This window comes from Siminovitchia sp. FSL W7-1587 (assembly GCF_037963795.1).
In the GTDB taxonomy this organism is placed as follows: Bacteria; Bacillota; Bacilli; order Bacillales; family Bacillaceae_C; genus Siminovitchia; species Siminovitchia thermophila.
Window position 1 is genome coordinate 2198023 of sequence record NZ_CP150169.1, and the last position, 12715, is coordinate 2210737.

Annotated in this window: 16 protein-coding genes; 1 reads left to right on the plus strand and 15 read right to left on the minus strand. The window is 41.3% G+C overall.

The features are described 5' to 3' along the window. Window positions 1-24: 24 nt before the first annotated feature. Entirely contained in the window at window positions 25-423 is a 399-nt protein-coding gene (locus tag NST31_RS10120; protein ID WP_339165354.1) for a hypothetical protein, read from the minus strand. Window positions 424-567: 144 nt separating this feature from the next. Between NST31_RS10120 and NST31_RS10125 the strand changes: the two genes are divergently transcribed. Then, on the plus strand, window positions 568-765 hold the full coding sequence (locus NST31_RS10125; RefSeq protein ID WP_339165355.1) for a helix-turn-helix transcriptional regulator: 198 nt from the start codon (window positions 568-570) through the stop codon (window positions 763-765). A 155-nt stretch (window positions 766-920) separates the two neighbouring features. On the opposite strand, the gene NST31_RS10130 is transcribed toward NST31_RS10125, so the two are convergent. The 14 genes from NST31_RS10130 to NST31_RS10195 all read right to left on the minus strand — a co-directional run bounded on the left by NST31_RS10130 (window position 921) and on the right by NST31_RS10195 (window position 12701). Then, entirely contained in the window at window positions 921-1811 is an 891-nt protein-coding gene (locus tag NST31_RS10130) for an N-acetylmuramoyl-L-alanine amidase (protein ID WP_339165356.1), read from the minus strand. 48 nt (window positions 1812-1859) lie between these two features. After that, window positions 1860-2249, minus strand: coding sequence for a phage holin family protein (locus tag NST31_RS10135; RefSeq protein WP_339165358.1), 390 nt, complete (start codon window positions 2247-2249; stop codon window positions 1860-1862). A 42-nt stretch (window positions 2250-2291) separates the two neighbouring features. Further along, window positions 2292-4289: a phage tail protein gene (locus NST31_RS10140; RefSeq protein WP_339165360.1), complete on the minus strand. Its 1998-nt coding sequence runs from the start codon at window positions 4287-4289 to the stop codon at window positions 2292-2294. 12 nt (window positions 4290-4301) lie between these two features. Next, the gene (locus tag NST31_RS10145) at window positions 4302-5768 is read right to left on the minus strand and encodes a serine hydrolase (protein WP_339165362.1); all 1467 of its coding nucleotides are present in this window, start codon (window positions 5766-5768) and stop codon (window positions 4302-4304) included. A gap of 62 nt (window positions 5769-5830) precedes the next feature. Beyond that, the gene (locus tag NST31_RS10150) at window positions 5831-6763 is read right to left on the minus strand and encodes a phage tail domain-containing protein (protein ID WP_339165363.1); all 933 of its coding nucleotides are present in this window, start codon (window positions 6761-6763) and stop codon (window positions 5831-5833) included. Beyond that, window positions 6760-9771, minus strand: coding sequence for a tape measure protein (locus tag NST31_RS10155; protein ID WP_339165364.1), 3012 nt, complete (start codon window positions 9769-9771; stop codon window positions 6760-6762). Before NST31_RS10155 ends, NST31_RS10150 begins: the two co-directional genes overlap by 4 nt. Before the next feature lie 82 nt (window positions 9772-9853). Beyond that, entirely contained in the window at window positions 9854-10096 is a 243-nt protein-coding gene (locus NST31_RS10160) for a hypothetical protein (RefSeq protein WP_339165366.1), read from the minus strand. Window positions 10097-10176: 80 nt separating this feature from the next. Then, complete coding sequence (locus NST31_RS10165; protein ID WP_339165368.1) at window positions 10177-10566, minus strand: tail assembly chaperone; 390 nt, start codon at window positions 10564-10566, stop codon at window positions 10177-10179. A gap of 51 nt (window positions 10567-10617) precedes the next feature. Next, a complete protein-coding gene (locus NST31_RS10170) occupies window positions 10618-11136 on the minus strand; it encodes a phage major tail protein, TP901-1 family (RefSeq protein WP_339165370.1) in 519 nt (172 codons plus the stop codon). 11 nt (window positions 11137-11147) lie between these two features. Further along, complete coding sequence (locus tag NST31_RS10175; RefSeq protein WP_339165371.1) at window positions 11148-11540, minus strand: hypothetical protein; 393 nt, start codon at window positions 11538-11540, stop codon at window positions 11148-11150. A gap of 26 nt (window positions 11541-11566) precedes the next feature. After that, on the minus strand, window positions 11567-11905 hold the full coding sequence (locus NST31_RS10180) for an HK97-gp10 family putative phage morphogenesis protein (protein ID WP_339165373.1): 339 nt from the start codon (window positions 11903-11905) through the stop codon (window positions 11567-11569). Next, entirely contained in the window at window positions 11895-12206 is a 312-nt protein-coding gene (locus tag NST31_RS10185; RefSeq protein ID WP_339165375.1) for a hypothetical protein, read from the minus strand. The genes NST31_RS10180 and NST31_RS10185 overlap by 11 nt, the downstream gene beginning before the upstream one ends. Further along, window positions 12206-12529 carry a phage head-tail connector protein gene (locus tag NST31_RS10190; RefSeq protein WP_339165377.1) on the minus strand — a complete coding sequence of 108 codons (324 nt, stop codon included), beginning with the start codon at window positions 12527-12529 and terminating at the stop codon, window positions 12206-12208. Before NST31_RS10190 ends, NST31_RS10185 begins: the two co-directional genes overlap by 1 nt. Next, window positions 12522-12701, minus strand: coding sequence for a hypothetical protein (locus tag NST31_RS10195; protein WP_339165378.1), 180 nt, complete (start codon window positions 12699-12701; stop codon window positions 12522-12524). The genes NST31_RS10190 and NST31_RS10195 overlap by 8 nt, the downstream gene beginning before the upstream one ends. Between the last annotated feature and the right edge of the window lie 14 nt (window positions 12702-12715).

Here is a 12715-nt window from a genome sequence, read left to right on the forward strand (position 1 = left end):
TCAACGACATTTGTCGGTGATACCTTAAGCAACTACCGCCATTACATCTTGCTCGTTAATGCGCTCGACCTTGCTACTTTTTACTTGGATGAAGTAGCGGTTTCCGGCGTCGCAAACCTCGTAAACACCGTTCGCAAGATCGAAGTTGATTTCATCATTCGATTGGCTTTCAGCCTTTACAAAAGCTCGCTCATACTTGTATGTGGCATCTGAACCATTGATGCGAGCAACCCAAGATTTACGGAAATAACCTTTTTCAACCTTTAGTGTCAAGCGAGTCTTTTTAACTGGGCGCTTAACATTTTTACCTTTGAACTTCCAAGCCATCTTTAAAGACTCTGAAAGGTATTCAACCGGACTGCCACCAAACTTTTTTGCTCCTTTTTTAGCGATGGACCAAGCCAGTTTCATAACGCTTTTCATTTTAATCACCTTTTTGAAAGTATTTTTGACTTCTTGAATATATTGTACATGATAATAAAAATAAACACAATACTTTTTCGAAATTTTTTTCGAGATATTGAAAATTATTTTATCAAGGTGTACGATATTAATGAGGTGATAAAGATGCTAACGTTTAAACCATTAAGGGTATTACTTGCTGAGAGAGATATAAAGAGGATGGATTTTATCAAGGATGTCGGAATTTCGTCCGGAACCGCAGCGAAATTATGGAAAGATGAATATGTTTCCCTTGAAGTGATAGACCGCATCTGTGAGGCTCTGGACTGTGAAGTCCATGAGGTTGTAGAGAGAAAAAAATGAGAGAAGAACGTAAACAGCAAAAACCCCCGCTAAATAAGCAGGGGCTTCGTAAAATACAGTATATTTTAACATATATTTCAATCCACACGTCCATTGCGGACGTGACCGTAAATAGAATATAGCACATTCAAGAGGGCTGGACAAGCCCTCTTTATTTATCCGCGCATCTTCTTCAGCAACAGTGAATTTTGCGATCCGGTACCGGTATAGTTTTTAATACCATATTTGGCCGCAAGCTTTTTCCGGTTAGCAAAAGATGAGTCAACGCCGATCGACTTGAGATAATCGACAATGCTACCTGTCTTTTGATTGCCTTTTTTGGCGGTTACGGGCTTGGCCGCGGCGGGTTTGCCTGCTCTCATTTTGTTGAGTAGCTGCGTATTTTGGGCGGCAGTGCCTTGATAGCCGCTGATACCATATTGTGCGGCCAATTTAGCCCGGTTAGCATAGCTGGAATCCACACCAATGCTTTTCAGGTAGTCAACGATACTGCTACCGGTGTAGCCGCTGGATGGCTTGCTGGCGGGCTTTGATGCTACAGGTTTGGCTGCACTTGCACCTTTAACCATTGCAATAAAGTTGCCCCAATTGATCCCCTTTTTGCCATTCCGCAAGTATCGAGGGCAGTCTTTCCCGCTCCATCTGTTATGCTGTACGACATTGCTTATAGGGATTTTGTGACGAGCCATTAACACCTTGACCAACTCTGCGGCGTTTTTGACAGCCTTATTAAAATCTCCATCTTTGTTTACACATATCTCTATATGAATCGACTGAGTGTTCCCTGGACCTTTCCCATCTCCTCCGGCCCAACATTTTATATTATCAGGAAAGGATTGAATAACCCCTTTTTCGTCAACCTGATAATGCCAGCTTGCTTGACGAGGGTTAAGTTTAGACTGCAAGTTTGCATGACTTTGGGCATTGGCTCCCGTACTCTCGTTAGCCGTCTCATGTATTGTAATAAAGTTACACGGATTGCCTGCGCCGAAAGTTCGATTGTTGATGACGTTTTGTGATGCCAATTGTTGTTTGATTGCTACCATGTTAAATTCCTCCTTGTAAAATAAAAAAGAGCAACGCTTATGCGTCACTCATCTTTGTTTGCTAAATATCTTTTTAAAGAAATCAACAAATGGATCCACTGTCTTATCATCCTCTGCCAGCTTGAAATGATTTAGGACTGAATTAATTTCACTTGCTAAATATCCAATGTACAGCACATATAATGCGCTAATCCCAAGTGGTTCCGGCATCAGTAATGCAACAGGAATTGTGTAAACAAGCAGAACAAATAAAAGCAACTTCCGTGCTATACCGAAAATTGCTTTTGAGCTTGAAAATTTAATTGCTGGATTCAGTTTTGCATTTAACCATCCAACCATAAAATCAATAATGTTTGCCCCCATAATCAATGCGAGGATATAAATTAATTTCGTATTATCTGACTCTAAGAAACTAGACAACCACTGAATCATGTCCATCTAACTCACCCTTCTATTTAATATTTAAGCAAAATAAAAGCCCTAATCGGGACTAAATGTATGCTTTACCACGCCATTGACAACAAAAAAGACATAACCATTATCATTAATGGTTATGTAAGTATTATCACTAACGCCAAATCTGGCGGAGTTTGATGTGCTCGATACATATGCCTTTTCGCCTGCTTGCAGTTGCCTTACCCACCATCTGTCCTTCTGGGCCTGAGCGATCAATTGGCTTGTGTCTTCGCTATCATTATAGATGACTCCAAATGTTCCAGCCTTTCGTGCGCCCGTTTCACTTCTGCCGCCAAAAAACAGGTGGGTGTTGTGCTCTGTCGGCGTCTGCTCAAAAACCATACAAGCCTGGTCTGTACGGCGATTATTTTTCCATAACTCGGCATCCGTGTATAATCCCAAAAAACTTTTACCCGCCCATGCCTGTGGACCAGCAACGGCTGTATAGTTGTTGTCTATATTAAAAGCTGCTGTTCTGAATGCGAAATTACGGACATCATTCCGTAAATGAATGATGTCAAAAAATGAGTTGGCAACAAGCAAATTAAGTCCCCGGGCATAGGTTGATCCATTGCTCATGGGAATAGTTCCACGACCGAAACTTCCGATCAGACTCTCATCTGTATGGTAAAAATCTAATGAATATTGACCAAAATTCATCGTCAATTTATTTCCAAAATAAGACCAAATTGAACCATCAGAAATATCGATTCGCTTATTGCCACCTGCTGTTATCGTCCCAGCAAGAATATGCTCTGCTAGTATGCCTCGACCAGTAATAGCGTTGCGGAATGTCTTACCACCATCCTGTGACACGCCTAGCCCGGCGCTTGTAAGCATAACGACCAGGTTAGGGTTGTCAGGATCCCGGGCAATGATGCCATTTGTAAAATCAAGTTCCGTTTGGGCAGATAAAATGGCTTTGGTTACGTTGGCAACCTCGCTAGCTAACGCATTTAAAGGCAGTTTCTTTCTGCCGCTGAAAAGCTCATTTACTGCCTTTGCCGCATTGGAAAGACTCGCCTGATGCCGTTTGACAATATCCTGTGATCCAAACGTCAACCGAATATCAAGTATATTTCCGCGCCAGTCCCTAACTACTGATTTATTGACGACACGAACCTCTTCATTTAATGAAATGCGTTCATCGATGAGAAATACCCTGTCACCAACATTTGTCTGGGCGATAGGGTATTTTTGCTTGGTTAGATCGTGTATGTCAGCGGTCACGCTGATTTTCAGTGATTCATCCACTAGCCTTTTTAAATTGGCATCCATCACAGAGGCGATTTTAACCCGTCCATCCTTTATAGGCGGGGCATGTCGCTTGCCAATACCAGGGATATTTGCAATGGGAGAAGTGTATTCTCGAATAAGTTTAGCATCTTTCCAATCTCCTGCTTCTTTGTCACCCTCGTAATCACCGTATCCTTTGGCATATGTCCAAAAGCTCGTTGCGTCAGTCTCTTGTACGATATTTGAGGCATTGAGCCGGTGACGATACATGACGTTTAAGTCCTCACCGATTAGCTTCTTTATGAAGACAGTTTGTCCCATGACGGTGAACTCTGCTCCGTACCGGTTGAGAGCGTCCTGGAACATTTCTAAGCGCGTGGATCCACCACCAAACCCTTCCCAGTCTATTGCATAATAGTCGCCTGACATTTGATAAAAATAGCCACTGCCAGCAAAGATGATGTCAAATGCAACTTTCGCTGTGAGCGATCGATTATATTCCTCATATACCCGGTCATTGTCAAAGTCATCGTAAAATGATGGAATGGCTCTGATCTCTGCGGATAACAGTTTCCCTTCCCCTTGCTTTTTAACAAAGACGACTTTGTAAAAGTTCTCGTCATCGTCTACTAACGTCCACATTTTTTCAAGGTTTTCCAAAAATACAAGATTGGGTTTAGTGGGTTTAATGACCGCAGAAAATACCTTATTTCCGTTTAAATCTTCCTCAATCTGATAAGTCATTTGAGTGACATAATGCCGGTTGTTTAAGTCGATAAGATACACGACATCACTCCTTTACGCATAACCTCTTGCTTTCACAATCCGCTGTCCTACAGCGCGTGCAACCGCTTTGGCTGTTGTATTATGTGAATGCAACATCATGAGGTACAAAGCATCTTTAAATGTAATGCGATCACCCTCATTAAAAACAAGCGAATCTTCAACCTTGTCACTGGCTTTAAAGCTGAACGATTCGTTTAAATCGGGAACACTTTCGATTAAAACCAAACTTGTTAAGATTTTCGTCGTACTTGCAGGAGATTGTCTCTCTGTATTTCCTTTAAGAAAAAGCTCATTTAATGGGGTCCCTGTATGCAATAAAGGATTCGCAGGCAATAAAATAGCACAAGCCCCTACTGCGTCAATGGTAGGACTTGCGCTTCCGTTATTTTCTATAATTTTTATCGCTTCATCGAATAACTGTTTCATTGCGATCCATCGATCACCGTCTGCCTTTAATATTGTACCCGCTAATACATGGCCTTTTTGCTTATGCTGTACGACTAGACATAAATTGTGGACCACACCTAAAGTTCCAGTTTTTCCACCTAAAATCGTATAGCTTTGTTCAAATGCAGCATCTTGCACTGACGAAGTAATATTAATAGTTCGTGCACTGGATCCTTTAATGGCAACCTCATAATTTTTAGTTCCCCAAACTTTGGTTAACTCCGCAATCCCTGCAGCATGTCGAGTAATCAATGTCATATCCTTCGGGCTTGTCAATTGGCCCGCAGCTGATAACCCGCTTGAGTTCTTAAAATTTGGGTTATCACACCCTAATCGAGCTGCCTTTTTATTCATCTCGGCAATGAAGACTTGTTCTGCAACTTCATCAGAAACAACATTACTATCAGGTGGGCGGATATCTGCAACGTCTCTTTCTATTTCCTCAAAACGTGCTTTAATGTTTGTAAAATGCTTACCTTTTGCATCACTTGTTTTAGCTTCACTTACATCCTTAATGTCAATTCCGACCAGCGTTTTCATATATGGTTCATAAGGCGTTAATGCATTACCTTCTTCAACCTGTAATCCACTGGCTAACGTCCGATTGACTGAAATTCGGATATATACTGCGTTATTTTCCGTTTTCAGCGTATCTCCTTTAGCAACGTATAAAAATCTAATGAAACTTTTATCTTTATCATACTGTGCCGTATAGATCGGGTTATTCGTTATATATGTTTGCCCCTGTTTGATCAATTCATAATCTGCAGTAACATTAACTCCATCGTCGATGATTTCACCGGTCACACTAACCCGGCCACTGACTGTATCATGTTGATTAAATAGATTTTTTCCTGCCTTGATGAAACTTGTCTTTTCAGTTGTGATTGCCCCATCAGGGATATAATCAGGCAAATTCCGTTTAATTTCATCTTCTACTTTTTCTCCCAGGTCAAACAACTCCCGGAAGTTATCATTAATATTATTTCTAGTTTCCCTATCCCATAAAACGCTAATTAATTTTATTGCCATTTTTTCTCGCTCCTTTTGACATACAAAAAAGAGAGGTAGCTATCTCCCTCCCACAATCTTCTCTATTGGTAATAAAAAGGAAAATCGAATGCAATCGTAGCACTGTTACAGTTGTAGATTTGGAATAAGTTCCAGCCTGGCGACAACTCAATAAAATTTTTCCGAGTGTCTCTTAAAAACGCTAGACTATTCCGTGTCACGTTTGGTCCGTCATAAATTACTTTGTCCGTATTTTTGAGTGGTACATCGATCCTTGATCGGCTGCCATTAGTCAAATTCACCAATTGGAATAACTCTGTGCTGCCGACCACATTACTAATCGTTATTTTCAAGTCCTGCTCAAACGGATGGATAGGCACGTTACCAGCATTAAAAATCCGGAAAGTGTTGCCGGCAATTGCATTATGCGTGTAAATCAATGTCTCTTCTACCGACTCAAGCCCCATGCCGAACCCCCACAATCCAGAGTCAGCGCTGATGCCATCACGTTGTATGTCCTGAGTTGTGCCGATGGACTCGGCGAAAGGGAGCGCAGTGGTTTCGAAAATCAACTCCCCTTCACCGTCTAACTCCATTTGTTCCAGGTCAAATGTATTCTGTAACCGCACCAAATAGCGTTTACCGCCTATCAGTTTGTTTTCAGTACTTTCCTGCATCCTCGGTGCTTCGTTCGTGTCTACAAAGGCATACGCAAGCTTCTTGGCCCGGCGCATTTCTTGGATGTAGAAAGGCTCCTTGTCGTTTATCTTTTCAAATAAAAAATCTCTTAATAAGGGATAATCATGTAAATCATGTGCCCTGGCTACAAACGGAACTTTTATAGTTCTGGCATCATATGTCGCTCCGTAATCAACACGCCTGTCGGATCCCTCTGGCTTTGCATACACAGGGTCAAGAGGGATTGACGACACAATAAAGTCCTTCACTATAATTCCGTATTGCTCAAAAGTGAAAGACTCTCCGTTTTCTTTCTTTATTTGAATGTCAATCGTCAAAACCTCCTTATCTGTGCATCAATCGCGTTATGCTCGTTGACATAAGCTCTTACAGCTTCTTTGTTGTCATAGATGTTTACAATAATCGGCTGCCTAAAAACGCTCAGTTCGCTTGTTACATTATTCTGCATCTGCGCACTCGCCGTTTTGTTTATACTTGCCACTTGCCCTCCGATATCAATAGGCTCAATATCTGGGATTGCCGCAAGTGCCAGTTGGTCTGCGGCTTTGGCCACATATTTGACCATACTTAAGATACCGCCAACAAACCCTTCTCCTGTCCAGCTTCCCATGCGCTTAAGCAACTTGGATGGAGATGCAATTTTTAATATGCTTTTTATTTTTCCGGTAACTGCGTCTGCTGCGTCTTTTGCCGCTGCTTTTACATCTTCTATTTTCGACTTGATACCATTGATGAAACCTTGAATAGCATCTTTTCCAATTTTCACAAGATCAATGTTCTCTAAAAATGCTTTGGCTTTGTTCCACGCGTCCTCAATGTTCTGCTTAGCTTTCTCCATTTTCTCTTTGGCCGAGTTCTTGATGTCGTCAAACTTTTGTTTAACATCATTCCACATATTGATGAGTTTTTCTTTTGCGATATTTTTAGCGAGTTCCCACGCTTGTCCCGTCTTATCCTTCATTTCATTGATCTTGTCGATTGCCCACTGTTTGACCTGTGCAAATTTTTCTTTAACGATTTCCCATACAGCAATCAAAACTTTCTTAAAGATGATCTTAATGTTCTCCCAAATAACTCCAAGAGTTTCTTTTGTAAGGGACATTTGTTGGTCAATGAAATCTTTCATTGTTGAAAAATCCCCACGAATCAAAGCCATAATAAACCCTACGGCATTGGAGAAAGTCTCGCTTATGAATGTCCATACGACATCAATAATGTTCCAAACAGCTTCCATAGCATCCTCTATGGCGTGCTTTATTTCCTCGAAGTTGTTAACGGAATCCCCAAGAATCCAGCTTAAGGCCTCTCGCCAAAGATTATCAATGAATTCCCAGGCAATGATTAGGACGTTATAAATGGCATCCATCCCATTGTTAAAGGCTTCTTCCCACGATAATAACTGCTCATCTATCTTGGTTTTGATGTTTTCCCAAATATTTCCGAGCGTCTCTTTTACAGAATCGAATGCCCCTGTTATTGTCTCTACCAGTCCAAAGAATATTTCCTTGGCGTTCTCCCAAACCATGGTCGCATAGTTGATTATAATTTCTTTGATATTTTCCCAAATCTCGCCAGCCGCAGTTGAGATATTATCCCAAATCGCCTTTAGATTTTCCTTGAAACCTTCGAAATCTCCTGTTACCAAGTCGATAAGCAAAAGGATTGGCCCAAGGATTACGTTTTTAATAATCTCCCAGGCAGATTCGGCAATTCCTTTGATGTTCTCCCATGTGCTGGATAAAAAGTCTATTAACCTTTCGAAAACATTAGTACCTATTTCAACTATTCTCTCCCATGTATCTGAAAAGAATGTAATTAAAGGTTCGAAAGTGGAAGTAATATTGTCATAAACTGTTTGCACACGACTGACAATGCCATCCCAAATGTCAGTGGCTCCTGAAGTTATTGATTCCCATAAACCCGTAAAGAAAGTTTTAACCGATTCCCAAGTTTCCTTAACGGTATCTACAATGCCATTCCATTTGTTTATTACGGAATCCCATATATTAATTGCAGTAGTTTTGATAGATTCCCAAAGGTCCGAAAAAAACTCTTTCACAGACGACCACGCTTCTTTGACCCATTCTACCGCGGTATTCCACTTTTCTTTTATTACATCCCATACTTTTAGGCTGACTTCCTTCACTTTTTCCCATAGTTTTTTGAAGAATTCACTGATTGGATCCCAGTATTTATAGATTAAGACCGCCGCCATAATGACAGCCCCAATAATAAGAATCCAAGGATTTTTCATCATAACTTTATTTAATGCCTTGAAAGATGTCTTAACTCCATCAATAATATTTTTTGCTGTGTTAAACGTGGACCACGCCGCCACCATAGCAATAACCGCTGCTCCAACAGCTTGAATCAATGGCATCCACGGCTCTAATTTGTCATAGATTTCTTTTAGCTTTTCAACAACGACAGGAATGGACTCTGCTGCTTTTTTAAGAACATCCTCAAACTTTGACCCGAACTCGGCTACCATTTCCCGCATAGTAGGAAGACCGTTAGATGTAAGCATCTCGTCAATGTTTTGGATAATGGCAATTACACCACGGGCAACGGCCGCGCGCATGTTGTCAAAAGAACCAGTCCACGAGGCACCTGCTTCTTTTGCCGCCCCATCAATACCTTTAAAGTTTTTTGTGCCGTTAAGAAGCGCATCGTTCATGACATCGTGGAATTCTTCTGCACTAATCTTTCCTTTGGACATCATGTCAGCCACTTCTTCCACCGATTTTCCTGTAGCATCAGCGTAAATCTGCATGACAGGAATCCCGGCTTCTGCCAGCTGGTTCATGGTATCCATCTGAATTTTCCCAGTGGCAGTTGCTTTTGAGAGTGCATCAGTTACTCGCCCTAACGTATCGTTTGTACCGTCACCATAAAAAGCAACTGCGTCTGCCCATGCACCAAATGTTTGGGTGGCCTTGTCCACTTCCATGTTTGATGTCACAAACCCTTGGACAGCTTTCGCTCCAACATCAAGGCCATATGCCGTTCCTGATACCGTTTCATTGACTTGATCTAAGACAGATTTCGCCTTTTCAGAAGAACCTGTCATAGTAGTCATAACTCGCTCAAACTGCTCCATAGTGTCGATACGCCCAAAAGCTCTGCCAACAGAATCTCTGACCATATCGAAGCCTTTGGAAAGTGCGGCGGTGATTCCGGCAGCTGTTACTAACTTCCCGACAGTAAAGTTATTTATCTTTTCCTTCACGTTTTCTACAGCCTTTTGCGATTCTTTGAATGCTTTAGCGAAATCGTCAGCTCCGGAAGCTTTTAATACCGCCTCTACGACGTGCGATTCAGCCATAATTCAACCTCCTTTCCGCAATATTTTGGCAACAAAAAAAGAACATCTTATTGGATGCCCTTGAATTATTGAGTTTGGTAACTTACTGCCCCTCATTCGCCTTTTTGGCTATTTGCGCCAGCCTGATCAAATGCGGTTCTGTCCGTTTGGTAGGAGTTTCAAGTTCTCGCAACCGCTTTTTATAGTCAAAGAAGTCCTGAAAGTCCTTATAAACAGAAACGACCTTCTTGCCCTGCTCTTTCGTCGCCGTTGCCGCATGATTGAGCCAGGCTTGAAGGTGAATGTCATATTCTTTATCAACCCTTTTGAGGTTATATGCTCGCATCTGCATTTCATACTCATAAAGGGTCATGTCCTCAATCTCAGACAGCGAGCGATAGCCCAAATAACGAAAACAATTAAGTATTATTTCTTCGTAGGTTTCGATAGATTGGTTTCGGCGTCTTGAGCGTTTTTGTGCGCTTCTTGAATCGCCTTGATTGCCTCTTGAACGACTGGTGACTTTCCCAATTCTTCTTCAACTTGTTCGAATAATATTTTCAGGCCGCCTTCTTTTTCCGCATATTCCTCCACTGCATCATCGATGTCGTTTTGGTGGTAACTCCCTTTGACAGCAGCGTGGATAATGTCCGACAGCGTGGTAACGCTCCTTTGGGCAAGCCCCATTTGTGCGTACATAACCCCCATACCAAATTCCATACCTTGGAAATCTATCTTGTATTTCTCATCCATTAAACGGCAGAATTTTACACCAAATTTAAGTTTTTCATTTTGTCCGTTGATCTTGAATTGCATAAAATCTCCCCCTGTTAATCAAATATAAAAGAGAAGGTATTAACCCTCTCTTTAAGCTCCATCAGGCATTTCTGCGGTTGTATCTTTAAATGCATATTGAACGGCTTGTTCTTGTTCTGCTGTTAAAGTCGCACGACCAAACTGTGGTTCCATTTCAACAGTAAATGTACTTGATATAGTTACGTTTTCTTCTACGTTGGCCGGGTCTTCCCACTCACTTAAATATCCTTGTGCATAAACAGCAGGATATTTTCCTTCTGCGTCTTTTAAATCCTCGTCCACCGTTACTTCCCACAATTCTAGTTTTTCACCTTTAATGACAGATTGGCGCAACAGATCAAATAATGGATCATCTTTAGCTTGTATAGCATTGATCCCCACTTCTGATTCAAGTCCACCAACCCGAATTACGTTTCCATCTTTTGTGAGAATGGCCTCCAAGTCACGAGAGTAACTAAAAGTATGCTCTGTTTGAAAAGCCAGTTTTGCAGCTTCTTTATTCTGGTCAGCTAGCCTTCTAAATAACAAAATCTTATTCTTACCATGTTGCATTTGTTTTTCTTCTGACATGTATATCCCTCCTAATGGAATTGAAATTCAACTTCGATAATGCCGTGCAATAACGGCTCCCCCGCAGAATCGTCAATCAGTGTTTGTGAACTGATATTTCTGCAAGTGACATAAAAATTTTCGGTTTGTTTAAGTTTACGGCAACGAACTTTTAAGGCGTCTATCATTGTCGTTAATTCTCGCCTTTTCTTGTAATTGTGGAATATGTGGATCACCTGCACCACATTTCCATAAATATTACTTTTTGTTCGTAAGTCAAAATCATGTTGTTCCCCAACATAAACAAAGGGATAACCGACTTCATTTGCTGGCAAATAATCAAATGTTCGGTATCCCAATTTAAGAGAGGATGCAAAAATTGCATCAAATATTTGTTGTTGTGGGGACTTTAAGTCAGCTGTCATTTCTTCACCTACTTCATAAGGCTAGGCTACTCCATAAGGCGTTTCATATCTTTCAAAAACTTTTGTTTCTGTTGATGGTAAGCGGGGCCGACAAAAGGTTGGGCTGCCATAAATCTTGTTCCGTGTTCCAGATATGGACTATACTCTGTGCCTGGCCCCACCTTCACAGCGAAACCTCCATCCGCAAACTTTAATTTTATTGATCGCTTGGTTGTTCCTGTTTGATAACCTCGCGTAAAGCTCGCCTTCCGCATCATGCCTCGTTGTAGCTCCGAACCATTAAGTTTAACAACTTCTTTCACATCGTTTAGAGTCGCCTTCTTTTTCAGCGCCCCAATTAATTGATCCGCTCCTCTAAATTGCATTTACGGCAACGCCTTCCAAATAAAAAACGCCTTTCCGATAATCGGATTGGCGCTTTACGTTGTATTTCTGTCCATTGATAGTTACATGATCAAATTCCTTGGTATAAGGACGTTGTAACCTTGCAACAGTGATGACTTTATCAATCTGCCCAAACAGTTCGTTCGTCCTGTCAACACCCATCTTTGACAACATACAGGGCTTTGTGTCTTTTATTGGTTCTCCTTCCACATACTCGCCCTTCTCTGGATCATAATACGATTCAGTTTCTTTTACAAAAGTGATCCTATCGGCAAACCTCATCAGATAAACACTACCTTTCCGCGTCCGGGCTTCTCTGATGGGTCTTTGTGTGCAGCAATTATAGATTCGTAGGGCACGAATTCATCTTTCAAATCGTAAAAGTTAGTATTATGCCCCTCTACCGATTCAGACTTCATGCCCTCGGCTCCTAGTCTGTTGAATCGCCTAATGCTGATTTCCTCGACAATAAAATGAAGCTCCGTCGGAATATCCTTTCCAAGTAAAGCTTTTAAATGGCTTTTAACATTTTCGATAATGATATTGAGGACTGGATCCTGCAAATTGTCCTCAATACCTAGTAATGTTTTAATTTTCTCAAGCATCTTCCTTTACCTCTTGTATTAATGGCTCCCCGCGCTTGTTTTTATTTGTGGAAAGTTCTTCAATTCGCTTTTTAGTTGTTTTACCCTTTCGGGGGAACTTATCCCCCTTGAGGTAAATGTGGTTATTGTCCTCTAGGTCTGTAAAATCTTTAATAACCTCATATTTAGCCATTAGTGATTACCTCC

Excerpts from the sequence above, each read along its gene's own strand:
- NST31_RS10160 (WP_339165366.1), bottom strand. The coding sequence starts at position 10,096 with ATGCGAGCATATAACCTCAAAAGGGTTGATAAAGAATATGACATTCAC.
- NST31_RS10120 (WP_339165354.1), bottom strand. The coding sequence starts at position 423 with ATGAAAAGCGTTATGAAACTGGCTTGGTCCATCGCTAAAAAAGGAGCA.
- NST31_RS10190 (WP_339165377.1), bottom strand. The coding sequence starts at position 12,529 with ATGCTTGAGAAAATTAAAACATTACTAGGTATTGAGGACAATTTGCAG.
- NST31_RS10130 (WP_339165356.1), bottom strand. The coding sequence starts at position 1,811 with ATGGTAGCAATCAAACAACAATTGGCATCACAAAACGTCATCAACAAT.
- NST31_RS10185 (WP_339165375.1), bottom strand. The coding sequence starts at position 12,206 with ATGAGGTTTGCCGATAGGATCACTTTTGTAAAAGAAACTGAATCGTAT.
- NST31_RS10145 (WP_339165362.1), bottom strand. The coding sequence starts at position 5,768 with ATGGCAATAAAATTAATTAGCGTTTTATGGGATAGGGAAACTAGAAAT.
- NST31_RS10180 (WP_339165373.1), bottom strand. The coding sequence starts at position 11,905 with ATGCAATTTAGAGGAGCGGATCAATTAATTGGGGCGCTGAAAAAGAAG.
- NST31_RS10155 (WP_339165364.1), bottom strand. The coding sequence starts at position 9,771 with ATGGCTGAATCGCACGTCGTAGAGGCGGTATTAAAAGCTTCCGGAGCT.
- NST31_RS10165 (WP_339165368.1), bottom strand. The coding sequence starts at position 10,566 with ATGCAATTCAAGATCAACGGACAAAATGAAAAACTTAAATTTGGTGTA.
- NST31_RS10125 (WP_339165355.1), top strand. The coding sequence starts at position 568 with ATGCTAACGTTTAAACCATTAAGGGTATTACTTGCTGAGAGAGATATA.
- NST31_RS10170 (WP_339165370.1), bottom strand. The coding sequence starts at position 11,136 with ATGTCAGAAGAAAAACAAATGCAACATGGTAAGAATAAGATTTTGTTA.
- NST31_RS10175 (WP_339165371.1), bottom strand. The coding sequence starts at position 11,540 with ATGACAGCTGACTTAAAGTCCCCACAACAACAAATATTTGATGCAATT.
- NST31_RS10135 (WP_339165358.1), bottom strand. The coding sequence starts at position 2,249 with ATGGACATGATTCAGTGGTTGTCTAGTTTCTTAGAGTCAGATAATACG.
- NST31_RS10195 (WP_339165378.1), bottom strand. The coding sequence starts at position 12,701 with ATGGCTAAATATGAGGTTATTAAAGATTTTACAGACCTAGAGGACAAT.